Genomic DNA, 25,913 nt, shown 5'->3' on the forward strand with positions numbered 1-25,913 from the left:
TTTTGTATTCAGGAAGTAGGGAGATGGTTCTAACGTTTCTCATTCATTTTCACAAAAAACAGCAAATGTCTAAATTTGTAATACAAAACTTGTATAACAACTATTGCAATATTTAATGAAATTGTTTATTATTAGTCACATAATACTTGTAAAATTCAGAAAAATATAATAACTTGTAATACATTTATCAACTTATTATACAAATTTGTTTGAATGGGGAATGACAACTGTGTCTCAAAAGGAAAAGGTTTCACAGACAATTGCTCGTGAATTGCTAAATTTAATAAAAACGGGAGAACTTCCACCTGGTTCCAAGCTTCCGACTGAAATGCAATTATCGTCTCAATTCGGAGTTAGTAGAATGCCAATCCGTGAAGCCCTAAGTATGTTGCGCGCTGCGGGGGTCATTTATTCACGTCAAGGCGGAGGAAGTTATGTAGAAGAATCTACAAATTCAACACGGCTCCATCAGATACGTGTTGAAAATGATGATATTGAAAATATTAAGTATCTATTTGAAATGAGGAAAATTTTAGAGCCTGAGGCAGCTTATTTAGCTGCTCTTCGACGTACCTCAAAACAAATTGAAAATATGAAAAAAATAGTGAAAAGCATGGAAAATGAGTCGATCGAAAAAGCGTCATCTGCAAGAGAGGAAGATATAGCGTTTCATCGCGCGATCATAGAGGCGACTCAAAATCCAATTATGATCCAAACTCAAGTAAATCTTGCTTCCCTTTATGAAAAAACATTACAAATTACTCTCCGTCCAAATATGGAATTAGAAATAAAGCGGAAAGCTGTCTATAAAGAACATTTGGATATCCTACTGGCAATTGAGGCAGAAGAGCCTGATTTGGCAAAACTCTTATCTCAAATTCATTTAAGAAATGCAGAAGAGAAATTAAGTCTATTTTTAAAAGATTACTAATGATATGGAGATAGAGATAGTAAGGAGTGGATGGATTGAAAGCAGTAAATGACCGACATATTCAAGAAATACAAGATATTGTAAAAACAGGCAGAGTCTTGATGGATGAAAGTGATCGATTTAGTTATTCCTTTGATGGTTCCTTTGGAACTTATTTGCCCGATATCATCATTCAAACCAAAAGTGTAGAAGAACTAGCGGCACTAGTGAAATTGGCTAACCGTGAAAAGATTCCAATCTATCCGCGGGGTCAAGCAACTAGTTTAAGTGGAGGACCACTTCCGGTTAAAGGAGGCATGGTTTTCGATTTATCTGTCATGAATCATATTCTTGAAATTCATGAAGAGGATCTCGTAGCAATTGTTTCTCCAGGTATATTGACGTCTGAGATTCATAAAGCCGCTAAACAAAAAGGGCTTATGTATCCGCCCGATCCGAGTAGTTCCCATGTTTCTACGATTGGTGGAAATTTGGCGGAGAATTCCGGTGGTCCAAAAGGACTGAAATATGGAGTAACGAAAGATTATGTAATTGGTCTTGAAGTCATTACGCCCGAAGGAGAAATTATCCATACTGGTGGCAGAACCGTAAAGAATGTGACTGGTTATGATTTAACAAAACTAGTGGTTGGATCTGAAGGGACACTTGGTATTATCACGAAAGCAATATTAAGACTTATACCCAAGCCTCAAGCCTCTGGAACCATCATGGCTATTTTTGAGTCCCTTGTGGATGCAGGTAGTGCGATTTCAAAAATCCTTTCGTCTGGTATCTTACCATCGAAAATGGAGTTGATGGACCAAGCATCTATTGTGGCAGTTGAGCAATTCGAACCTCTTGGATTACCCGTTGATGCAGCTGCACTCATTTTAATAGAATTTGATGGTCACCCACTTTCATTAAAAGAGGAAATGGAACAAGCGGCTTTAATGTGTCAGACGGTGGGAGCACGAGAAGTGCGCATCCCGAGGAATAAAGGGGAAGAGGCTGAACTTTGGAAAGCACGTAAGCTAGTATCACCAGCAATTGTACGGATTAAGCCGACAAAAATCTCTGAGGATGCTACAGTTCCACGTAGCAAAATACCTGAAATGTGCAAAAGGTTGCAAGAGATACGAGATCGATATGGGATTCATCTAGTGGTGTTTGGTCATGCAGGAGATGGAAATCTTCATCCAAATATTATATGTGATAAAAATGATTTAGAAGAAATGGACCGTGTTGAACAAGCAGTTGCGGAAATATTCACCACAGCTGTGGAACTTGGGGGAACACTTTCAGGTGAACATGGAATCGGAACGATGAAAGCTCCGTTTATGGAAATGGAACTAGGGGCAGTTGGTCTTGATATGATGAAACGAATTAAAAAGGTTTGGGACCCGAACAATATCATGAATCCAGGGAAAATATTCCCGGAACCAGGACAGAAATTGGAGTTGAGGTAAAGTGAAGGGATCACTTACAGAATTACGAGAAGAACTTCAATACGACAAAACCAATCAATGTGTTCAATGTGGATACTGTTTGCCTGTATGTCCAACCTATACGACATTTGGTAAAGAAACTCATTCACCTCGAGGGAGAATTAATCTTGTAAAGATGGTCGGGGAAGGTAAAATTACAGATTTAACTGTTCTTGAAGAACCGTTCAATTTATGTTTAGGCTGCAGGGCTTGTGAAACAGCCTGTCCCACAGGCGTTGAATATGGCTCAATCCTTGAGGCTACACGTGAAGCATTAGTAAAACGCAGAACTTTTTCTGTCCCAGTACGACTCCTACGCAAAGCTTTATTGAAAAAAGTAGTTCCAAGCAGTAAAATGATGAATTTCACGGGTCATTCTATTTGGATATACGAAAAAAGCGGCTTAAAAAAAGTTGCACAAAAGTCTGGAATCATGAAAAAACTTCCTTATCATTTGGGTACTTTTGAAAAAGCAATACCGTCTGCTGTTTCTCCTTTGGAAAGAGGCCAAGCACCTACGGAAATAAAAGCAAAAGGGCAAGCCAAATATACCGTTGCCTTTTTTACCGGTTGTATTATGGATGCGATGTTTCACCGTATCAACCAATTATCAATGAAGTTGCTTTCAGAGGTCGGCTGTCAAGTAGTGGTGTTTCCTAACCAAACATGCTGTGGTGCACTACAAGCGCATGCTGGGGAAATGACCGAAGCACGTCATCTTGCGAAGCAAAATATCCTTGCTTTCGAACAAATTAAGGCAGATTTTATTGTCAACAATGCAGGAGGCTGTGGTGCCATGCTTTATGAGTATGGACATTTACTCTCAAATGATCCGGAGTGGGCAGAAAGGGCAGCTGCTTTCTCCGCAAAATCAAGAGATATTAGTCAAGTTCTCGTTTCATGTGGGGGATTACGCCATCGTCAGTCCCGAAATGGTGAAAGGGTGACGTACCAACCTTCATGCCATATGACGAATGTCCAGAAAGTAACAAAAGAACCCTTAGAATTAATAAAAAGTATACCAGGATTACAATTTATCGAAATGGAACAAGCCGATATGTGCTGTGGATCAGCGGGTATTTATAATATTGTGAACTATGATGCCTCGATGCAAGTTCTTGATGAAAAAATGAAACACACACAGGAGGCAAATTCATCTGTTATTATTACCACCAATCCAGGATGTCTGATGCAAATGAAACTCGGAATCGAACGCGAGGGGCTCTCTCATACGACACGCGCGCTACATCTCATTGAATATTTGGCAGAAAGTGCAGGTATCTCATAGAGATCTTTGGATTTTTCAAAAAGGTTGTTAACTAATCTTATTACGTAAGTGTTTGATACAATTAATATTAGACATTGCTAGCATCCTTTCTACCTCCACTACTAAATTGCTCGACACAATTAATGTAGTGGGACTTGGGGTGACTGGCAAGTCTTTTTTTTATGTACTCATTAAATAAAGTGCAGGACTCTGCATTTTTATGTTGCAAAGCTCTGCACTTTTATTTTGCAATAAATAGTACTGAACTGAAACTTTAATAAACACTTTCGTTTTTAATATACTTTTTGATTTTTCTAAAAGCCGTTGATTGATTGATTCCAAGTATTTCTCCCACTTTATATGAACTTTTATATTTTTCGTATGCTCGTTTAATTAATTGCTCCTCCACTTCCTCTTGAGCTTGCTTTAACGTACATACATCGTATAAGTGGACAAAGTATTGTGAACGATCATTCCCAAAACGGGAGATTTTTTGTGGTAAGTCATTTAATTGAACTTCTTTATCATCTGCCATCACCACTAAGCGCTCTATTAGATTTTCAAGCTCCCTTACATTACCTGGCCAATCATAATGGCATAAAGCATTTTCTACCTCTAATGATAAAATGGTATTCGATTGGTATTTTAAGTTAAACTTGTTTAGAAAGTGATCGATGAGATACGGTATATCTTCTTGTCTTGTCCTTAGAGGGGGAATATGAATTGGAATGACGTTTAAGCGATAGTACAGGTCCTCTCTAAATGTAGCATCATCAACCATTTTTTCTAGGTCTTTATTGGTAGCAGCGATAATTCTAACATCAATTTCAATTGATTTTGTCCCGCCAACTCGTTGTATCGTATTTTCCTGTAGAGCTTTTAATAGCTTTACTTGAAGATTAAGTGGCATTTCTCCAATCTCATCTAAAAATAAGGTACCCCCATCGGCCTCTTCAAATAAACCTCTCTTCCCATGTTTTTGCCCACCCGTAAATGTACCTGGCTCATATCCAAATAGTTCAGTTTCTATGAGGTTTTCAGGGATTGCTCCGCAGTTTACGTGAATAAGGGGTTTTTCCTTTCGAGGGCTTTTCTTATGGATGTTTTCTACAATTACACCTTTTCCAACTCCTGACTTTCCTGTGACAAGAACGGTAGAATCAACTTTTGCGATTTTATCAATCATTCTAACAATGTTACGCATATTGGATGAAACGGATATAAAATCTTCTGTTTCCTTGTTTTGGAATTTTCTCAGTTGTGACAATTCCTCCTGGTAACTTTCTAGTAAAGATTCGGTGCGTTCCATTTTATCTCGAAGTTCTCTAATCTCAGTAAGATCCCTTGAGGTGAAAATAATAATTTCAATTTCACCTTTATCATCGAAGACAGGATTTCCAATTACGTGAACGGTTCGACCACTTTTAGTTCTTTGAATCATGGATACTCTTTCTTTTCTCTGTTTTATAATAGGATAGAGGGTAGGTGAATATAATCCGATTTGAGCAAGGTCTTCAGCGTTTTTTCCGACAAGATCCTTTGCCGTCTTTCCATATAATGCTTCGCTAGCAGGATTTACACGTAAAACAGTTCCTTTTCCATTAGTTACAAATATTTCGTCGAATGAAGAATTAATAATGGTTTCTAATTGTTTATTTAGTATTTCATAGTCATGTAATAGACTTGATTCCATTTATTCACCCCTCCTACTCTGGACGTATTGTCAAAACTTTTACATTAAATAAGCTATAGAATGTCTTTATAGAGAGCTTTATAAGCAAAAAATAGCCACCCCCTGAATTCTAAGGATAATTGAGGTTACCACACACCCAAAAACCTAGAATGGAAGTGACAATTTTGTACCCTCAAATTATAACCTTTTTATTAACTGATATAAATTATTTAGATCAGATCATAAGTACATCATTGCTTACCTTATTAATTGGTAAAAACATGTTTGATAAACCAACAGAACAGCCGGTTAATAAACCTAATCGGAAACTTCATGTAGAAGATCTACCGATCATTGTAGTACCAGAAAAACTCGACTATTGAATACTTCTCAATGAGTTTCTTGAAAAACACGGAAAACCTCATTGATGAAGTCTTACTAAAGATGAAAGAGATTCTGGAGAACCTTACCTCTGTAGTAGACGGAAATCCTATCTTTTAGACCAACATTTCTTCGCACAGAATGACATTTTCATTTGATGTGAAACAAGTTATTGGTCTTACAAATGATGATGCTGTTTTAACCGAATACAGGCCGCTGAAGCAAATAATTGAGAGACTTAATCGTACATTTAAGGGTAATTATCGCTCAACCCATGGCTTCGAATCAGAAAAGGGTTCTATTTTTTTGTAACACTGTATGTGACTTACTTTAACTTTCTACGCCCACATGCCAATCTAGAAGAAAAAGTTCCTGTCGTGACCCAAAACTACAAGGACTTCCAACGCCAGTACGTTGGACAAAACTAATTGGGTTATCTCTAGAATGTATTGCTGGGAAAAGATCAACCTAATTTTTTTTAGCTGAGCCCTTAATCGATTTAGCAATCGGTGAAGCGAACTCTTGACAAACCGAACTTGCCAATCAAGGGCTTATTTGTCATGCCTACTTATGTTCCCTTCGCCCTTGTTAACTACAAACTAAATGGCTTGTTTGTCAATACCGATTGAGTCGGCCTCCAACCCAATAAATGGAAGGTAAGCTAAACACCTCGGAAGTTTTCATAGAACTTTTGACACTACCAATCTGGAAATTCCTCTTAATATGAATCATAGCACACAGATTGTTTTTAGTAAATTTAGAAAATTACCAATTTAATGCGCGAATGCATTTTTGCCCAATGTGCACTTGCATGTATTTTGGAAAGATTATTCAGAAACTTATCACTACAAGGTCAAAAGGCTGTTGGCATGGAAATTGCATATTAATTATACGAATAAAAAAGTAGGGGAGGACTAAACATGAATTCATTAAATGTATTAGGTGAACAAGAAATTAAAAAACTACAGGAACTAGATAAGAAACATTATTTACATCCAACATCTTCACTAAAGCAGCAACAGGAACAGGGCCCTAAGTATATTTTTACAGAAGGAAACGGTGTCTATTTAACGGATGTATATGGAGATCAGTATATTGATGCACTTGCTTCGCTTTGGAATGTCAACATCGGTCATGGTAGAAGGGAACTTGGAGAAGTAGCTAGTCAACAAATGGGAAGACTTGCTTACAGTTCTTCTTTTAATAATCTCTCACACGAACCAGTGATTCAATTATCTGAAAAACTTGCTAGTATGACACCTGGTGATTTAAATGTCTTCTTTTATACTTCTGGTGGTTCAGAATCCAATGATACTGCCTTTAAACTAGTAAGACACTTTTGGAAATTAAAGGGGAAACCAGAAAAGAAAAAGATTATCGGTTTAGAACAAGGTTATCACGGGGTAACAGTTGCTGCATCTAGTGCAACAGGTATCTCACAATTCCAAGATATGGCACCTGGTAAAGCACCAGACTTTCTTCACGCAGCTGCTCATAAAACCAATTGTGAATTGGGTGATAAAAATGACCCGGATTATGCTAGAAGTATCCGCGGGATCATTGAGCGAGAAGGTGTAGAGACTATTGCAGGAGTGATTGTGGAACCGATACAAGGAGCTGGAGGAATAAATATTCCCCCTGATGGTTACTTAAAGGCGGTTCGACAATTGTGTGATGAATATGGAATCCTAATGATTGCTGATGAAGTTATTTGTGGTTTTGCACGAACAGGCAAAATGTTCGGGGTTGATAATTGGGATGTAGTACCAGATGTAATGTCAATGGCAAAAGGAATTACAAGTGGCTATATACAGCTAGGGGCTGTTGGGATTACAGAGCGTTTAAGAGATGAACTTGCACAAATCTCTGATGGGGTTCTTTTCCATGGTTTTACTTATAGCGGCCACCCAACGGCTTGTGCAGTAGCCTTAAAGAATCTTGAGATTATTGAAACAGAAAACTTAGTTGACCATACAAAAAAGATGGAAAGTGTTTTCGCAGAAGGCTTTAAATACCTGGAAGAGAAGCATTCAATAGTTGGAAAGTCTAGAACAAAAGGATTATTAGCAGCATTTGAATTGTTGAAAGATAGAGAAAATGGCATTCAGTTTGCACCTGAGAAAATGGTTGCACCTAATTTCGTAGAAGAATGTTTTAAACGTAAATTAATTGTTCGCCCAGTGACATATGGTGGAAGAAATGTCATTGCCATGTCGCCACCATTAGTGATAACAAAAAATCAGATTGAAACCATGATTTCGATTTTTTCTGATGCGATTAAAGCCATAGAGAAGACTCTATAGTATCAATAAAAAAATGGGGTGAGAAGCACGTGATTGTCGGGGTACCAAGAGAAATAAAAAATAATGAAAACCGTGTGGCCATAACACCTGCTGGGGTAGCCATTTTAAAGAAGGCTGGTCACCAAGTGATCATCGAAACTGGAGCAGGTAAAGGAAGTGGTTTCCAGGATGAAGAATATATTGAAGCTGGTGCCATCGTTTCAGAAAAAGCAAAAGATGTTTGGGATAATGTCCATATGATATTAAAAGTAAAAGAACCCTTACCATCCGAGTATGAGTATTTTAGACAAAATCTGATCCTTTTTACTTACCTACACTTGGCTGCAGAGCCTGAGCTAACAGAGGCATTAGTTAATAAGGGAGTTATTGCTATCGGATATGAGACTGTCGAAAAGAACAATACTCTGCCTCTCTTAACGCCTATGAGTGAAGTAGCAGGTCGGATGGCAACGCAAATCGGGACACAATTTTTACAAAAAACAAATGGTGGATTAGGTATTCTATTAGCAGGTGTTCCAGGTGTAGCACGAGGCAAAGTTACAATCATTGGCGGTGGTGTGGTGGGAACTAATGCGGCCAAAATGGCAGTGGGCTTAGGTGCTCAAGTTACAATATTAGATCTTAGTTCTGAACGACTTAGACAGCTTGATGATATTTTTGGGAATCATATCCAAACCCTAAAATCCAATCACTATAATATTGCGCATGCAGTGAAAGAAGCTGATCTAGTCATTGGAGCCGTTTTAATACCAGGATCGAAAGCACCAAAACTTGTCACAAAAGAAATGGTAAAAGAAATGAAGCCTGGCTCAGTCATTGTAGATGTGGCGGTAGATCAAGGTGGCATTTTTGAAACAGTAGATCGTATTACCACTCATGATCACCCGACCTTTGAAAAATATGGTGTCTTACACTATGCTGTTGCAAATATGCCAGGGGCAGTACCCAGAACTTCAACTGTAGCCCTGACAAATGTAACGATACCTTATGCATTAGAAATTTGTAATAAAGGGTTTGAAAAAGCGATAACCGAAAACCTTTCGATTTCGAAAGGAGTTAACGTAGCTAATGGCTATATAACTTGCCCTGCTGTTGCGAAAAGTCTTCATTATGAGTGTACGCCCATTCAGGAAATTGTTAAGCAAAAAGTGACTAATGGATAAAAAAACAATAAGTAATCTTGGTTCGTACAATTAGATTATTGCTGGTAGTCAAGATGCAATTAACATTTGATTATTTGCATCTTGACTTGCTAAATTAATAGCTTTGATTTATTAATATGTAAAAAATATAAGAAGCTACCTTGTCGATGTCATTAGTTATTAGTACAATAAACAAAAATAACAGAATATTATAAAAATGATATCTTTTTTTAAAAAAATATTTCTATACACGAACATGATATGAATTAATAGAATACTAAAAGTTAGGAGAATCAGAATATATGTTAACTAACAATAATGAGTATTTAAATTTTGTAAACGGAAAATGGCAACCTTCAAGAAGCGGCTCTACTATTGAAGTTTTTAATCCAGCTAATAGAGATGAAGTGGTTGGAAGAGTGCAAGCCTCTAATTTAGAAGATTTAGAGGAAGCAGTTGCGATTGCAAAAGAAACGTTACAAATTTGGAAAAACATTTCTTCAGTGGATAGAGGAAACTTTCTCCATAAGACAGCGGATATTTTGGAAGAAAGAGCGGACGAAATAGCAGAGATCGCAACAAAGGAAATGGGGAAAATTTTCCGAGATACAAAGGGTGAAGTGCTAAGAGGAGTAGCCATTCTCCGTTATTATGCTCAAGAAGGTATGAGACAAATGGGTGAAGTGCTCCCATCAAGTCATAAGTCAAATCTATTAATTACAAAACGTGTACCAGTAGGAGTTGTCGGAATAATATCTCCTTGGAATTTTCCGATTGCGATTCCAATATGGAAAATGGCACCTGCATTAATTTACGGAAATACAATTGTTTTTAAACCAGCGTCAGAAACCGGAATTACAGCAGCTAAAATCATTCAAGCATTTCATGATGCAGGTTTTCCAGCTGGAGTAGTAAACTTAGTAAATGGTAGAGGAAGCGTAATTGGCCAAGGGTTATCAGACCATCCTGATGTTCAAGCTATTTCGTTTACTGGATCGAATTCTGTTGGAAATCAGGTTGCCGCTAGCGCTTTAAAACACGGTGCAAAATTTCAGTTAGAAATGGGCGGTAAAAATCCAGTTATAATTATGGATGATGCTGACTTAGAGCATGCGGCAGAGCTAACTGTACAAGGAGCGATGAAACAAACAGGTCAAAGATGTACAGCAACTAGTCGCGCTTATATCCATGAATCGATATATGACGAATTTAAAAAAATAGTCCTTCAAAAGGCATCGCTATTAAAAGTGGGGAACGGTTTTGATCAAAATGTTGATTTCGGACCGCTTGCCTCAAAGCAACAAATGAACACAGTTGTTGGTTATATAGAGAAAGGTTTAGAAGAGGGGGCTACCCTACTTTGTGGAGGGGAGTCATTAAAGGGAGATCTCGAAAAAGGGTATTTTGTTCCACCAACGATTTTTGAAAATGTGACTCAGGATATGACGATAGCTAAAGAAGAAATATTTGGTCCCGTTCTTGCGTTAATGAAAATAAATAGCATAGAAGAAGCAATTGAAATGGCGAATGATACGAAATATGGACTAAGTGCTTCTATTTTTACGAATGATATTACACGAGCTTTTACATTTATTAACGACATAGAGACAGGACTTGTTCAAATTAATGGGGAGACAGGAGGCGCTGAGCCACAAGCTCCATTCGGGGGTATGAAAGATTCAAGTTCACAATCAAGAGAACAAGGTCAAGCTGCTAAGGAGTTTTATACAACAATGAAAACGATTACAATTACACCTGTTCCTTCAAATGGTTAATTCGTGACGTTTTAATGGTTATTGTATTTGCTATTTCATCTTTTGAATCTTACTGGTTGAAATGAGAAGACAAATCCAAAAGTTTCCGAGGTGGTTGATTAATGCAGAAACGAAACAATTTAATCAAGAAGGATAATATTCCGATTGCTTTCGCTGGGCGGAATGTAGGATTACTTGGTTATTCATTTGTTTGGGTCGGAATTGCAGTCATTATTGCTACATTCGCTCTTGGTGGAGACGGTGTGCAGGACATGAAATTAGGATGGGTATTACTGGCTTGTTTATTAGCCAATATCGTACTTGGAGCATTTATATCCATTACTGGTGATATTGGAATTGAGCATGGAATTAACTTTCCCGTTTATATGCGTGCGCCTTTTGGTGTGATAGGCTCCTATATTCCAATGTTAATTAGAGCAGTTCTAGGAGCTTTTTGGTTTGGGATCCAAACATACTTTGGAGCTCTAGCAATCAACTATATTTTCATGAATTTCTTCGGTTTTGATAATTGGTTATTTTGGTATATTGTCTTTACTATTGCACAGGTAATTAATACAGCCTTTGGTTTCAAAGCAATAGAAAGGTTTTCTAGTATTGCAGCACCTTGTATTATCATTATTTCAGTTTGGATGTATTTTAGACTTGAAGGTGTAGCTTCAGCGGCGGGTAATAATGTATGGAATACAGTATTAGGCTCAGAGAGCTCTGGTTTTGTTTGGAATACATTTATTATTTTATTCTTTGTGAATATGGCTTTTTGGTCTACAGCTGCATCCGATTCTCAAAATCTAACAAGATATGTTAAAACCCAACAATTCGAGAAAAGTTGGTTTAAACGTAATAAAAATACACTATTAGGACATTTAGTTGCATTGCCACTTACTCAATCCGCCATGATTGTGATTGGTGGGGTTGCTATGATTGCGGTTAACAACTGGAATCCAGTTGAGGCAATTCAATCAACAGCATCAGGAATCATATTAATTGTGTTACTAGTCATGGTTGTGTTTGCCCAATGGTCAACAAACGCTGCATCGAATCTATTAACGCCAGCTACTGTCTTTGCTGAGGTCTTTCCGAAAATTGGATATGTAGGCGGGGTTATCTTGACTGCCATTGTAGGGTCTGTTATACAACCATGGGCTTTAATGGAGGTATTGACAGATTTTCTAAATGTAATGAGCTCTGTATACTCAGCGATTGTAGGAATATTATTTTCAGATTATTATTTATTAAGAAAACGCAGATTGAATATACCTGAACTTTATAAAAAGAATGGACAATTTGCATATGCTCATGGTTGGAATCTGGCAGGAATCATCTCTCTCATCCTGGGAATGGCCGTCGCCTCTGTGTTTAGTTCTTATGCCTTCCTAGTTGGATTTGTTGTGAGTTTTATTGCCTACTATTTCTTAGCAAAAAAATGGTGGTTTATTAAATACAAACAAGCAGAAATTGAGGAAAATTATCCTGATCGACTTTTAGGTGTGACAAATGGTACAGATTGGGTATTAAATGAAGAACAAAATGCAATTGTTCCTTCTTTTAATCGTAATAGAACAACACTAGATAAAAAGGGGATAGGTTCATCAATTACACCTCATCATATTGAAGACGTATAAACTAGTAGCTTTGTTAATTATGTGTGCGACTCACGGTATATGTGAAGTATACCGTGAATTTTCAAAATAATTAAAATATCAAAAGGAGGAAAACTATGAGTAATTACAGGGTAGCTGTTGATGTTGGAGGAACTTTTACAGATGTATTTGTTTTTGATGAAAAAACGGGTGGAATCTCCGTTACAAAAACCTCATCTACACCATCGAATCCAGAGATTGGAATATTAAATGGTATTGAAAAAGCCAATATCTCTGGTCAAGATATCTCCATGTTTTCGCATGGGACAACGGTTGGAACTAATGCATTAATCGAAAGGAAACTACCTAAAACAGCCCTTATTACAACGAAAGGATTTCGTGACGTTCCCGAAATTCGTCGTGGCACAAAGCAAGATCTTTGGGATGCTTATCAAGATGTGGCTCCCCCCTATATTAAAAGAAGAGATCGTTTTGAATTAACGGAGCGAGTTGACTACGCAGGAAATGTATTAATAGAAGTACAGGAAGAGGAAATTCGTGCTTTAGCACAAAAGTTAAAGAAGCGTAATGTTGAATCCATCGCCATTTGTTTCATGAACTCTTATGTGAATGGCTCTAACGAAGAAAAAACATTTAAAATTTTAAAAGAAGAACTACCAAGTGTTTATATTTGTTCGTCTAGTAGTATTCTGCCAGAAATATTTGAACATGAAAGAATGAGTACAACGATTATTAATGCCGTTTTGGGACCAAAAGTAAGTCATTATATCCATTCTTTAGAACAGAAAATTAAGGGAAAAGGGTATGATGGGGATATTTTAGTCCTGCACTCTGGAGGCGGAGTGATGACTTCAGAAACCGTACCAAAATATGCTGCGCGTCTTGCTAGTTCTGGTATCGCCGCGGGTGCAATAGCAAGTAAATATATCGCTAATCTATGTGGATTTAAAAACGCAATTGGACTTGATATGGGTGGGACAAGCACTGATATTTCACTTGTTTACGATGGTCAATTAAAAATTACGAAAGATTGGTCAATAGAATACGGGTATCCAATTGGATTTCCAAGTATTGAAATTCTCACCATTGGTGCAGGAGGTGGGAGTTTAGCATGGATCGATGAAGGAAGGAGTTTGCGAAATGGCCCTCAAAGTGCTGGTGCTGATCCTGGCCCCGCTTGTTATCGACGTGGTGGAGAAGAACCTACAAATACAGATGCAAACTTAGTACTTGGCCGATTAAGTACAGAGTTACTCGACGGTCAGATGTTGTTAGATTTAGAAGCTTCTAGAAAAGCAGTTCGAAAGATCGGTGAACAATTCGGATATTCCGATGAAGCAGCAGCAGACGCAATTTTAAAAGTAGCGAATGCGAATATGTGTGATGCCTTACGATTAATTTCTGTTCGAAAGGGTTATGATCCTCGCGATTTTGCTCTGGTTGCGTTTGGAGGAGCAGGTGCTCTACATAGTGCATATTTAGCAAAGGAAATTGATATCCCGAATGTGATCGTACCTGCTCACCCAGGTGTGGCAGCAGCAATGGGATGCTTATTAGTTGACGTAAGGCATGACGTATCAAAAACATTTGTTAAAAACATAGAAGATACGGATGGAAATGAACTAGAACGTGAATTTATGTCCTTAGAATTAGAAGCTACCAATCTGTTAAGACAAGAAGGTATTGCAGAAGAGCATATGAATTTAGTTCGATACATTGAAATGAGATATACGGGACAATGGAGAACTTTATCGACACCGATTGGCAGACCGATCGATTCATTTGAAGCTGCGATTAACACTTTCCATCAAGAACATGAGAGGGCTTATGCATTCTCTAATCCGGATCAAAAAGTCGAGATTTATGGATTACGTGTGGAAGCAGTTGGAGTTGTACCAAAACCAGAAATGGTGAAGGAAAGCCCAGTAGGTAGTTTAGAAGATTCTTTAAAGAGTTATCGCCAAGTATTTTTCGAGGAAGTTGGCGGTTTTGTAGATACTCCAATTTATGACCGTAAGAAAATACCAGCTTTATCTATGCTCCAAGGACCAGCCATACTCGATCAGTTAGACTCCACCGTTGTGATTCCACCACAATTTACAGCTGAAGTGGATGAGTATAAAAACATTATTATGACCTATCAAAAATAATTAAACTAAAGGAGTGTTGCAAAATATGAGTCATACTCTAAATGGTCAATCTGATAATTCTATAGGCTTAAAGGTCAACCATAGTAGTAAATTAGATCCAGTTACATTTGAAGTATTAAAAAACGGTTTTATTAATCTAGTGGATCAAATGGCGGAACAAATTCTTCGGACTTGTTATTCATTTGTTATTTTTAATCGTGATTTTAGCTGCGCAATGTGTGATGCAGATGGAAATACGATTATGCAGGGAACTCAGGATATCTCTGTCCATGTTGGTACTCTACACTTAACTGCGAAGGCCGTAATTGAAGATTTTGGTGATGACATCCATCCCGGAGATGTCTTTCTAGTCAACGACCCATATCGTGGTGGTACCCATTTTAATGATGTTCGTGTCATTCGTCCTGTATTCTACAATGGGAAAGTAATTTCTTTTATGCAAGCAAATGGACACTGGGCGGATATGGGTGGATCAGTTCCAGGCTCTTTTGATGTAAATTCTAAAGATCATTACGGGGAAGGTATGCGTATTCCACCAGTAAGAATCTGGAGTCGAGGAGTGTATTTGAAAGATGTTGCCAATATGCTTGTTGCCAATATGCGTATTCCAGAAGAACGTTTAGGGGATTTACGTTCACAAGCGGTAGCTACAAAAGTAGGAGAAACTCAACTTTTACAGTTAGTGGAGAAATATGGCATTGATACCATTTTAACTGCTTTTGATGAAGTGCAAGATTATGTAGAATTTATGGCAAGGGAAAAAGTCAAAAAGCTTCCTAATGGTACATGGGAAACAACAGACTTCATTGACATGGATCCAGAAATAGGGGATGGATTAATTCCAATTAAGGTTAAAATGACGATAAAAGATGATGAGATTTTTTATGATTTAAGTGGATCCCATCCATATATTAGTATCTTTTTAAATTCAGGTTTTGGTGCAGCCCTTTCCGCGACATATGCAGGGACAAAAACATTCTTTCCAGATATCCCGTTAAATTCAGGTTTTTATCGAGTGGTTCATACGTATTTACCAGAAAACTCGGTGGTAAATGCCCCATGGCCAATCGCGGTGACGGGATTTTGTTCAGGTGCATATGAAAAGATCATGAACTCCTGCTTTGAACTATGGTCCTATATCATGCCTGAAAGAGCTTTAGCATGTTCCTTTAATTTAGAATACTTACTAGTAGGTGGAAATGACAAGCGAGAAGGATATAATGATCAATATTTCATGTGGTATGATTGGATGCCTGGTGGACATGGAGGCAGAATTGATCGGGATGGCGCGAACGCTTTAACAGCTGTATTTGGTTTAGGAATGATGATTCAGCCAAGTGAAGGGCAAGAAAGATTAAGTCCTGTTTCGACAACAAAATTAGAGATATTAACAGACTCTGCAGGTCCAGGACAATACCGTGGAGGCTGTGGTGTCGAAAAAGGAGGTGTATTACAGAATATAGAAAATACGGTTATGTCTTATTGTTGTGACCGTTCTCGTTCTGTAACATGGGGGATCTTCGGAGGACTTCCATCTATTCCACATGGTGTATGGCTACACCCAAAGGATGAAGAAAAGCAATTTTTGGGCACCGTCTTCTCCAATGTCAAATTAAAAGATGGTGATATGTTTACCCGTCCATCTGCTGGAGGTGGAGGTTTGGGTGATCCTCTTAAAAGAGATATTCAAGATGTGTTGGAGGATGTTATCGATGAATATGTTTCGATTGAAAGAGCTAGAAAAGACTATGGTGTTGTAATTAAAGAAATTGATCGTGACCTAGATCAATTTGAAATCGATTTAGAAGCAACAAAAGAAGCTCGTGAATACATTCGAAAGCATAGAAAGCAATGGTTAAAAGAAGATGTAGATAAAGTATATGAGATGTATTTAAAAGGTGAAGTAGACCATTTAGATTTAATTCGTCGTTATGGAATTGTCTTAGATTTAAAAACGAACACTATTTTAAGAAAGTCAACCGAACAAAACCGTGAAATGATGCGTAAAAGAACATTAGCTCACTGGGAATAATAACAATCGCTTAATCTAGAACCTTTCAATTCTATTGGTGTCAGCCCAGTCCTCAAAAATGTATGACAGCTGGCACCTTTAGTTTGTTAATAAAGTGGTTTTGTAGACTATCTTACTTCGATCTAAGCTTTGTGTTTTCCACAATCTAATATGTAACGTTTCTAAATTTAATGAGGGGTGATAAATTATGTGTGAATTTGTTCATACTCGCCAATTAAAAGTTAGTGTTAGTCCATGGGGTCCCGAAGATGAGATCGGTCGTTTAAATTTAATCACTCCTGAATCTCGCGAAAAAGTAATGTCCTCCATCGACATGTCGAGAACGTTTGATTTAACAGTCAACTATTTTATGGGAATGCCTTCGTGGACAGCAGCGGGAGATCCTCCCTATCAAATTTGGATGACACATAATCCTTCAGGAAATACCCATGATGAATTAATGAGTGCCACCCAAGAAGGGAAGGAGCTTATTGGTTATTCAGGGGACGCAATCTCCATGTACACTCATTGCGGTACTCATATTGATACATTTAACCATTTTGGATATAGAGGAGAAATCTGGAATGGTTTTAACGAAGCACAACACCTTGGTAGTAGACATTGGAATAAGTGTGGCCCTGAAAATTTTCCGATAATTATTGCAAGAGCTGTATTATTAGATGTTGCTGGTGCAAAAGGTGTTGACATGTTACCTGATAGCTATGGAATTGGCCAAGATGATCTTCTTGAAACAATGGAGAAACAGGGGGTTTCCATACAAGAAGGTGATATTGTCATGATTCGTACAGGAAGAATGAATGTTTGGCCTGATCGTGAAAAGTTTACAAATAACTCACCAGGGCTAAACATTGAAGGAGCAGAATATTTAGCTGGTTTAGGGGCAATGATTCTCGGTGGTGACAATATAGCGTTAGAGCAAGCACCATCACCTGAAAAAGACAATTATTTTCCAGTTCATACGTATTTATTCTCTGAAGTAGGAATTCCGATTATCGAAATGTTATGGCTAGAAGACCTAGCAAAAGAACAGATATATGAGGTTGGATTTATCGGAAAAGCCATGCCACTTGTAGGTGCAACAGGTGCCCCATTACAGCCTATTGTGTTTGCTATTAAAAAATAAAATCATTTGAAAGGTGTTGAAACAATTTGTAGAACACCTTTTTTTTCATGACTAAAATTCGAATAAAATAATTAGGAAAATAGGAGAGATCTGAGTGAAAACAAACGAAAACAACAATAACTTATTGTTTAAGGACTTAAGAACAGTGTCCCTTGCTTATCGAGAGAAACAGGTCTCTCCAGTGGAAGTAACTCAAAAATTGTTAGACCGGATTGAGTCGAAGAATCCAGAAATCAATGCTTATATTACAATTTGTAAGGAAGAGGCCCCTATACAGGCAAAGCAGGCGGAAAAAGAAATTATGTTAGGTAATTTTAAAAGTACATTACACGGTATCCCAATTGCTATAAAGGATTTAATTTATACTGAAAACATCATCACAACAATGGGATCTGAAATTTACCAAAACTTTCGACCATCCTATAATGCAACCGTTGTAAGTAAATTGAAAGAGGCTGGAGCGGTAATATTAGGTAAAGTGAATACACATCAATTTGCTTATGGAACTACAGGTGAACGTTCCTTTTATGGTCCTGTTAAGAATGTTTACAACCCGTCAAAAATATCAGGTGGTTCAAGTAGTGGTTCAGCAGTTGCTGTTGCTTCATCCCTATGTTTTGCTGCCCTTGGTACCGATACAGGGGGTTCGGTACGGATTCCGTCATCATTTAATGGCATTGTAGGATTAAAACCCACATATGGAAGAGTAAGCAAACATGGAGTCTATCCGCTTAGTTGGACAATGGATACGGTTGGACCTATGACAAAAACTGTGGAAGATAATGCAATCATGATGAATACTTTATCAGGTTTTGATGATCTTGATCCACACTCACAATACACGGATAAAATAGACTTTACTGCAAATTTAGAGAAAGGTATCGAAGGCTTAAACATAGGCATTCCAGATACACCTTTTTTTCAAGCAGAGGATGAGGAAATTAATTTTCATTATGAAAAGTCAATTCAAACTTTTCAAAGGTTGAGAGCGCATATTAAAAGAATTGAAATTCCAGATATGAATCCCATATTGGAAGCATTCAGGATCACTTTAAAAAGTGAAGCGTATGCCGTTCACAAAGAGAATTTACAAAAATTCCCTGAAGAATGGGATGATGAAGTGAAAACGCGGCTTCTTACAGGTAGTGACATTCATGCAGTACAATATATTGAAGCGCAAAAAGTAAAACAGCAAGCCATGAAAGATTTTCGTAAAGTTCTATCAAAGGTAGATATACTCCTTACACCAACTGTCCCAATATTGCCTACGGACATTGGACAACGGGAAGTAAGTAGAAATGGTTCGATTCTTCATATAAGTCTTGTACTAAATAGTTTTACAGGTCCATTTAATTTACTTGGTTTACCTGGTCTATCCATTCCTTGTGGTATATCTAAATCAGGATTACCCGTTGGTTTGCAACTTATAGGTAAATGGTTTGATGAGAGTACATTGTACCGTTTTGCATCTGCATTTGAGAAAAAGTATAACTTTCTACCACTCTAAAAATAATTATGGTGTACGAGAAGAACGAACATTAGTAGGAGAATGTATTTAAAATTGATCCCGTAAAAAAGAAAAGTGTTTCGGAAACATGGCAATCGCTTCAAGGTTTTTAAAACTATATTTTAAACCAATCAGACTGCAGAGAGGTCGAATTTATCGAATGTTTCCGCAGTCTGTTTGTTTCTTATATTTTTGTTAAATTATATTTTTTAAGTCGTCTCATCAATAAAGATTGACTAATCCCCAGTTCAATGGCTGTTCTTCTTGTTGTTTGATATTTTTTATAGGTTTCCTCAATAATATTTCGCTCAATTTCATCGAGTGTACTTGTTAAAGTTTTTCCTTTTCCTAGTTCCAATAAATGGTTAGATTTTTTTTGCGTGTTTAGTATGTAAGATGGAAGATGTTCTATCGTTATTTCGTTGGTTGAAGTAGTTATGACTAAACGTTCTATAAGGTTTTCAAGTTCACGAATATTACCAGGCCAATCATAATTTTGTAAGGCTTCAATGACTTGATGAGTTGGTTTACAGTGGCAATTATGTTTCTTATTGAATTTATCTAAGTTAAGTTGAAGTAAGTAAAAGAGATCTTCTTGTCTATCTCTTAGAGAGGGTACATTTATTGGTAGTACATTCAGTCTGTAAAATAAGTCTGAACGAAATTTACCTTCTTGTACCAATTCATGTAAATTTTTATTTGTAGCTGCGAGAATCCTGATATCGACTGAATAGGATGTGGTATCTCCAATAGGGGTGAATTTCTTTTGTTGTAAAAACTGTAAAAATTTAGCCTGTAAATGGATAGGAAGTTCTCCAATCTCATCAAGAAATAAAGTGCCTTTATCAGCCATTTTTAATAAGCCTACTTTTCCTTCTTTGTTGGCTCCAGTAAATGCTCCTCTTTTATATCCAAATAGTTCCGATTCGATCAAAGATTCTGGTAAAGCGCTACAGTTAATCTCAACAAAGGGCATATTATTTCGTTCGCTCAATTGATGAATTCTTCCAGCAATCACACTCTTACCAGTTCCTGTTTCTCCTGTTATAAGTACAGTCGTATCTACTAAAGCTGCTTTATTTATCAGATTAAATGTTGAATGAAATGTTTTACTTTTCCCAATAAAGAAATTATTCGTTTCCTCTTTTTTGCTAATATTTCTCATCTTCATAATTTCCATACTATATTTTTTTAACAGTACTTGCATCTCTTCTAATTTTGTAGTAGTTCGGACTGTACCCGTTATATCTCGAGCATGCGTGATAACTAAATCAATTTCTCCCTGTTGATTTTTAATGGGGTGCCCAGAAACCATGAATTTTCCGTTATTCTCTGTTAATTGCACACTACTGACCATGGCTTTTTCAGTAAGTACCATATTCGTTATAGACGGTTTAAAAATCCCTTTTTCCTCTAGTTCCTCAGCGTATTTGCCAATAATCTCCTCTTTAGTTTTGTTTATTGCATTCAAACAATATTCATTAGCCCATAAAGCTTTTCCTTTTCCATCAGAGATAAGAATCCCATCAGTAATCGAGTTTAGTATTCGTTCAAAATTTTTGGGTGAAAAGGGAATATTTTCTATTGTCAAACTTACAATCTCCTTTCATATTAAAAATAAAATAATAAATTTAATATTCTATTAACATTCTAGCATAAAATATGAGTCGGTAAAGAATCAAAATAAAAATATTCAGAAAATTGTGCATTTGAAGTGGTTTTTTTGAGTCTCTTTTGCATTTTTTTTGAATCGTTTTCGGTTCAATTGTTGTAATTTAGATATCAAAATAAATGAAAACACTTAAATATAGGTCTTGTTTTAAATAAAACACACTAAATTATTGGCATAGTAATTGCATTACTAGTATTAAATACTTTAGGAGGTGAATACATGCTTTTAGTTTCTCTACCAGACAAATTACCTGAAAAAGAGTTTCTTAAACTTACTAGATTTGTCCAGCCCATGGAAGTATTAGTAGAGGAAGATTTCTTAAATCCTGTAAATAGATTACCTTTGGAAAAAGTCGAAATATGGATCACATACGGGTCTGATATTACAGAAAAAGCTCTTAATAGAATGCCTTCATTAAAATGGATCCAAGTTTTTCAATCAGGTACAGAGAAGGTGCCGATAGAAGAACTTAGAAAGAGAAATGTAATGCTTACTAATATTAAGGGGATTCATGGAATTCCGATGACTGAACATGTAATAAGCACGATGTTATATTTCACGAAAAACATTCAGAAATATAACACAAATAAAGCCAAAAGAGTTTGGGATCGTACTGGATATGATGAAGAGTTGTATGGTAAAACAGTTTCGATCTTTGGTGCAGGTACAGTAGGTGTGGCAATTGCCGAAAGGTGCCGTGATTTCGGAATGCATGTAATTGGTATAAATACAAATGGAATCCAAAAGCCACCATTTGATGAAATGTATTCAATGAATAATAAAGAAATGGTTTTAAAAGAAAGTGACTATATCATCTTATTACTACCTGCAACCCCAGCTACGCATCATTGCATAAGTAAAAATGAATTATCTCTCATGAAGAAAAGTGCATATTTAATTAATTTAGGACGTGGTCCCCTTATTAATAATGAAGATTTGATAACCAGTCTTGAAAATGGAGATATCAGTGGAGCAGCTTTGGATGTCTTCGATGAAGAACCATTGCCAAAAGATAATCCATTATGGGGTGCGCCAAATTTACTTCTTACTCCTCATATGGCAGCACGAACAAAAAATTATTATGAAAGAGCTATGGATAAATTTTTATTAAATTTTAGTGCGTTTCAAAAGAATGAACAACCCCCATATTATATTGATTTTGATAGAGGGTTCTAATGTTATGTAAAGGAGATGTAACAAGTGGAAAACCAAAACATTTCTCTAGCGAAAGAACAAAGAACAATTGAAGAAGAGCGTCAGTATAGGAAAGAGAGGTTAGCGGCATCCTTCCGTCTTTTTGCTAAATATGATTTTGATATGGGAGTTGCTGGTCATATAACGGCAAGAGACCCTGAATATCCAGATCATTTTTGGGTTAATCCATACGCGATGGATTTTAGTCAAATTAAAGTTTCAGATTTAGTGTTAGCAAATGACAAAGGAACAGTAGTCGAAGGAAATAAGCCGATCAATAGAGCTGCATTTGCCATTCACTCAAGAATACATGAAGCACGGCCAGATGTAATTGCTGCTGCCCATTCTCACTCTATTTATGGAAAAAGCTTTTCAACATTAGGAAGGCTACTTGAACCTATTACACAGGATGCTTGTGCATTTTACGAGGACCATGGTTTGTTTGATGACTATACGGGTGTCGTCTTAGATACAGAAGAAGGAGATCGAATTGCATCAGCATTAAAAAATTATAAAGCCGTTATCCTTCGAAACCATGGGCTACTAACTGTGGGGAAATCAGTAGAAGAAGCAGTTTGGTGGTTTATCTCAATGGAACGCGCATGTCAAGCACAATTATTGGCTGAAGCAGCAGGAAAGCCAATAAAAATCGATCATCAAGAAGCCATTAAAACGAGAGGGCAAGTTGGCACAACATATGCAAAAATTAATTTTGAACCAATGTGGGAAAGAATCCTTAAGCAAGAACCTGATTTACTAAATTAATAGAAGAGGTGTATATTATGAAACTTATTAAAATAGTTAAGATTCTATCATTTTCCCTATTATTAGCAATATTTTTAACAGCATGTTCATCAGGAGAGTCTACATCTGGCGGTGATACTTCAGATAAAGTGGTTCTCAAAATAACCCATGCTGTTCCTGAAGAGCATGCATCAAATCTAGCATTGTTAGATTTTAAAGAAAAATTAGCAGAGAAAACAGATGGTAAAATTGAGCTGCAAATATTTCCAAATGCACAATTATATGCTTCTGATCGTGAAGCGGTAGAAGCGACACAGTTAGGGAATATCGATATGACAATGGTAGCTACACCAACATTAGCAAGCTTCGAGCCTGCGTTTATGGTATTTGATTTGCCATTTCTTTTTCCGAGTAGAGATGAGGCACACAAAGCATTGGACGGAGGGCTTGGCGATAAGTTAGATGAATTATTACCTGACCAAAAACTTGTAGGGCTCGGGTATGGTGAAAATGGTTTCCGCCAATATACGAACAATGTTCGACCAATTAAAGAACCAAGTGACTTTGAAGGATTGAAGTTTCGCGTTATTGAAAATAAATTATATCAAGATGCTTTTGATTTAATGGGTGCAAATTCTTCTCCTCTTGCCTTTGGAGAAACATACTCTGCCTTACAGCAAAACACATTTGATGGAATGGACAGCCCCATTTCGTTAATTTATTCGATGAAATTCTATGAAGTTCAAAAATATTTAACAATTGGGGATCAAACGTATGCTCCGCTCATTACGGTTATTAACAAAGAGAAATTTGATTCTATTCCAGCGGATTTACAAGAAATTTTTGTTGCTGAAGCAAAAGCAATGTCCAAGCTTCAAAGGGAATTAGCCTTCCAACAAGATACAGAGAAGCTTGAAGTATTGAAAGAAGCTGGAATTGAAGTGAATGTACTTTCTAAAGAGGACAAGCAGAAATTTAGAGAACATCTACAACCAATTTATGATGAATATACGGATAAAATTGGTAAAGAGTATATGGATTTAGCGGTAGAAGCTGTGGATGAATAATCGAGGCAGACCTTAGAATGTTTAACCAGGAGGACAGTTAATGAGTAAAAAAATTAGGGATGCAAAAATTGAAGAATGGATTTTGGTTGCTTCATTATTACTCATTGTTACTTTGGTTTTCTTACAAGTGATTTCTAGGTATGTAATTAGTTACTCTTTTGGTTGGAGTGAAGAGCTATCCAGATATATTTTAATCTGGATAGCTTGGATCGGTGCAGCGTACACAGTACGAACACAAAAACACATAAGAGTGGAACTTGTAAAAAACATAGTCAATGAAACCGGAAAAAAGGTCATAGAATTAATAACATTACTTATATGGTTTCTCTTTGCATTATTTCTTGTTCTGAACGGCACAGAGTTAATCTCAAATCTTTTTGCAACTGGGCAAACAAGTCCTTCTAACGAAATTCCTATGTGGATTGTATATCTAGCAGTGCCAATTGGTGGTAGCTTAATGGCCTTAAGATTAATTCAACAAGCTATCTATATTTTTAAGCCTAATGCGGATGAAAGGGAGGTGTAGAGTTGGCGACAATTGCTCTATTTGTATCGCTTTTCTTACTTATTGCATTAAGTGTCCCCATTGGAATTGCTATTGGTTTGTCTACCTTGATAACTGCAATTTTCTTTACGGATGGTATCCCTTTAATGACGTTAACCCAAAAAGTATTTACATCTCTAGACTCTTTTCCAATCATGGCCATCCCATTTTTTATGATGGCAGGAATCTTAATGGGAAAAGGTGGGGTTTCCAAAAGATTACTAGATTTTGCTAGTTCATTAGTAGGGTTTATAGTCGGCGGTTTAGCTATGGTAACGGTTTTGACATGTATGTTTTTCGCAGCTATTTCAGGCTCTGGTCCAGCAACCGTTGCTGCCATCGGTTCTTTTATGATCCCTGCAATGGATAAAGAGAGGTACGGACGTGGTTTTGCTGCTGCATTAACCGCATCAGCAGGAGCGATTGGGGTTATCATCCCTCCTAGTATACCGCTCGTTTTATATGGAGTTGTTGGTAGTGTTTCAATCGGAAGTCTATTTCTAGCAGGGATTATTCCTGGATTAATGATAGGTTTTTCCTTAATGATTGCTTCGTACTTTATCATTAGAAAAAAGGTAAAAAAATATTCTGAGAGTATCATAGACCAAACCATTACGGTTGAGGAAACATCAGCAACAATTGAACAAATGAATATGAAAAGAATAGATTTCAAACATGTTCTAAAAACCTCTTATGAAGCTAAGTGGGCGCTACTTACACCAATCATCATTTTAGGTGGTATTTATGGGGGCGTTTTCACACCTACAGAATCAGCAGCAATTGCCATTGTGTACGGTTTAATCGTAGGAAAGTTTATACACAAAGAACTAAGTTGGAGAGATATATATGATAGTGCACTAGAAACGATCCAAGTCACAGGTGCCACATTATATATGATTGGTTTATCCATTGCATTTGCTTATGTATTAAATATAGAGCAAATCCCACAACAAGTGGCTGATCTAATCCTTGGATTCTCATCGAATATATATGTAATTCTATTCTTGATTATTTTGTTCCTGTTAGTTGTTGGAGCCTTCCTAGATACAATAGCTGCTATCGTAATTTTGACTCCTATTTTACTTCCAATCGTTACACAAGTTGGGATCGACCCTGTTCATTTTGGTGTTATTCTTGTTACTGCACTTGCCATCGGATTTATTACACCACCTGTTGGTGTCAATTTGTTTGTCGCTTCAGCAATAGGTAATATTTCGATTGAAAAAATAGCAGTTGCAGCAATACCATTTTTCCTTGTCATGTTACTTGTATTATTCATATTAAGTTATGTTCCATTTTTCTCTACATTTTTACCAGGTTTGACTAATTAATCATAACTCTTAAG

The 25,913-nt window shown here is 36.9% G+C and carries 19 protein-coding genes and 1 pseudogene; 18 read left to right on the top strand and 2 right to left on the bottom strand.

What is annotated here, in order from left to right:
* Positions 1-229 precede the first annotated feature (229 nt).
* The 3 genes from Q5760_RS10255 (at position 230) to Q5760_RS10265 (ending at position 3,682) form a co-directional block, all read left to right on the top strand.
* A complete protein-coding gene (locus Q5760_RS10255) occupies positions 230-931 on the top strand; it encodes a FadR/GntR family transcriptional regulator (protein WP_428912085.1) in 702 nt (233 codons plus the stop codon).
* Positions 932-1,032: 101 nt separating this feature from the next.
* Entirely contained in the window at positions 1,033-2,376 is a 1,344-nt protein-coding gene (locus Q5760_RS10260) for an FAD-binding oxidoreductase (protein ID WP_428912543.1), read from the top strand.
* A 1-nt stretch (position 2,377) separates the two neighbouring features.
* A complete protein-coding gene (locus Q5760_RS10265) occupies positions 2,378-3,682 on the top strand; it encodes a (Fe-S)-binding protein (RefSeq protein ID WP_428912086.1) in 1,305 nt (434 codons plus the stop codon).
* 253 nt (positions 3,683-3,935) lie between these two features.
* Here Q5760_RS10265 and Q5760_RS10270 read toward each other — a convergent pair whose 3' ends face one another.
* Positions 3,936-5,354, bottom strand: coding sequence for a sigma-54 interaction domain-containing protein (locus Q5760_RS10270; RefSeq protein ID WP_428912087.1), 1,419 nt, complete (start codon positions 5,352-5,354; stop codon positions 3,936-3,938).
* A gap of 149 nt (positions 5,355-5,503) precedes the next feature.
* Between Q5760_RS10270 and Q5760_RS10275 the strand changes: the two genes are divergently transcribed.
* From Q5760_RS10275 to Q5760_RS10320, 10 genes and pseudogenes are all read left to right on the top strand, one after another.
* Positions 5,504-5,716, top strand: coding sequence for a hypothetical protein (locus Q5760_RS10275; RefSeq protein ID WP_428912088.1), 213 nt, complete (start codon positions 5,504-5,506; stop codon positions 5,714-5,716).
* A 40-nt stretch (positions 5,717-5,756) separates the two neighbouring features.
* Positions 5,757-6,186: pseudogene (locus Q5760_RS10280) on the top strand (DDE-type integrase/transposase/recombinase); the annotation flags it as partial.
* A gap of 448 nt (positions 6,187-6,634) precedes the next feature.
* Positions 6,635-8,017 (top strand): aspartate aminotransferase family protein, encoded by a 1,383-nt coding sequence (locus Q5760_RS10285; protein ID WP_428912089.1) that lies wholly within the window; start codon positions 6,635-6,637, stop codon positions 8,015-8,017.
* 29 nt (positions 8,018-8,046) lie between these two features.
* Positions 8,047-9,180 carry an alanine dehydrogenase gene (gene ald / locus Q5760_RS10290; RefSeq protein WP_428912090.1) on the top strand — a complete coding sequence of 378 codons (1,134 nt, stop codon included), beginning with the start codon at positions 8,047-8,049 and terminating at the stop codon, positions 9,178-9,180.
* A gap of 281 nt (positions 9,181-9,461) precedes the next feature.
* Positions 9,462-10,934: an alpha-ketoglutaric semialdehyde dehydrogenase GucD gene (gucD, locus tag Q5760_RS10295; RefSeq protein ID WP_428912091.1), complete on the top strand. Its 1,473-nt coding sequence runs from the start codon at positions 9,462-9,464 to the stop codon at positions 10,932-10,934.
* Between the two features lie 101 nt (positions 10,935-11,035).
* Entirely contained in the window at positions 11,036-12,556 is a 1,521-nt protein-coding gene (locus Q5760_RS10300; protein ID WP_428912092.1) for an NCS1 family transporter, read from the top strand.
* Positions 12,557-12,651: 95 nt separating this feature from the next.
* Positions 12,652-14,685 (top strand): hydantoinase/oxoprolinase family protein, encoded by a 2,034-nt coding sequence (locus tag Q5760_RS10305; RefSeq protein ID WP_428912093.1) that lies wholly within the window; start codon positions 12,652-12,654, stop codon positions 14,683-14,685.
* 25 nt (positions 14,686-14,710) lie between these two features.
* Positions 14,711-16,717 (top strand): hydantoinase B/oxoprolinase family protein, encoded by a 2,007-nt coding sequence (locus Q5760_RS10310; protein ID WP_428912094.1) that lies wholly within the window; start codon positions 14,711-14,713, stop codon positions 16,715-16,717.
* A 187-nt stretch (positions 16,718-16,904) separates the two neighbouring features.
* Entirely contained in the window at positions 16,905-17,840 is a 936-nt protein-coding gene (locus tag Q5760_RS10315) for a cyclase family protein (protein ID WP_428912095.1), read from the top strand.
* 94 nt (positions 17,841-17,934) lie between these two features.
* Positions 17,935-19,347: an amidase gene (locus tag Q5760_RS10320; protein ID WP_428912096.1), complete on the top strand. Its 1,413-nt coding sequence runs from the start codon at positions 17,935-17,937 to the stop codon at positions 19,345-19,347.
* A 184-nt stretch (positions 19,348-19,531) separates the two neighbouring features.
* Here Q5760_RS10320 and Q5760_RS10325 read toward each other — a convergent pair whose 3' ends face one another.
* Complete coding sequence (locus Q5760_RS10325; RefSeq protein ID WP_428912097.1) at positions 19,532-20,938, bottom strand: sigma-54 interaction domain-containing protein; 1,407 nt, start codon at positions 20,936-20,938, stop codon at positions 19,532-19,534.
* A gap of 300 nt (positions 20,939-21,238) precedes the next feature.
* Here Q5760_RS10325 and Q5760_RS10330 point away from each other — a divergent pair, with 300 nt between their 5' ends.
* From Q5760_RS10330 to Q5760_RS10350, 5 genes are read left to right on the top strand one after another with little or no spacing between them, the layout of a single operon-like run.
* Positions 21,239-22,195, top strand: coding sequence for a D-2-hydroxyacid dehydrogenase (locus tag Q5760_RS10330; RefSeq protein ID WP_428912098.1), 957 nt, complete (start codon positions 21,239-21,241; stop codon positions 22,193-22,195).
* Positions 22,196-22,219: 24 nt separating this feature from the next.
* Positions 22,220-22,978 carry a class II aldolase/adducin family protein gene (locus tag Q5760_RS10335; RefSeq protein ID WP_428912099.1) on the top strand — a complete coding sequence of 253 codons (759 nt, stop codon included), beginning with the start codon at positions 22,220-22,222 and terminating at the stop codon, positions 22,976-22,978.
* Between the two features lie 17 nt (positions 22,979-22,995).
* Positions 22,996-24,024 (top strand): DctP family TRAP transporter solute-binding subunit, encoded by a 1,029-nt coding sequence (locus Q5760_RS10340; protein ID WP_428912100.1) that lies wholly within the window; start codon positions 22,996-22,998, stop codon positions 24,022-24,024.
* A gap of 40 nt (positions 24,025-24,064) precedes the next feature.
* Complete coding sequence (locus Q5760_RS10345; protein ID WP_428912101.1) at positions 24,065-24,550, top strand: TRAP transporter small permease; 486 nt, start codon at positions 24,065-24,067, stop codon at positions 24,548-24,550.
* Between the two features lie 2 nt (positions 24,551-24,552).
* The gene (locus tag Q5760_RS10350) at positions 24,553-25,899 is read left to right on the top strand and encodes a TRAP transporter large permease (protein WP_428912102.1); all 1,347 of its coding nucleotides are present in this window, start codon (positions 24,553-24,555) and stop codon (positions 25,897-25,899) included.
* Positions 25,900-25,913: the final 14 nt, after the last annotated feature.

It is taken from the genome of Niallia sp. Kr1, assembly GCF_050389805.1.
Taxonomy (GTDB): Bacteria; Bacillota; Bacilli; order Bacillales; family Cytobacillaceae; genus Bacillus_BD.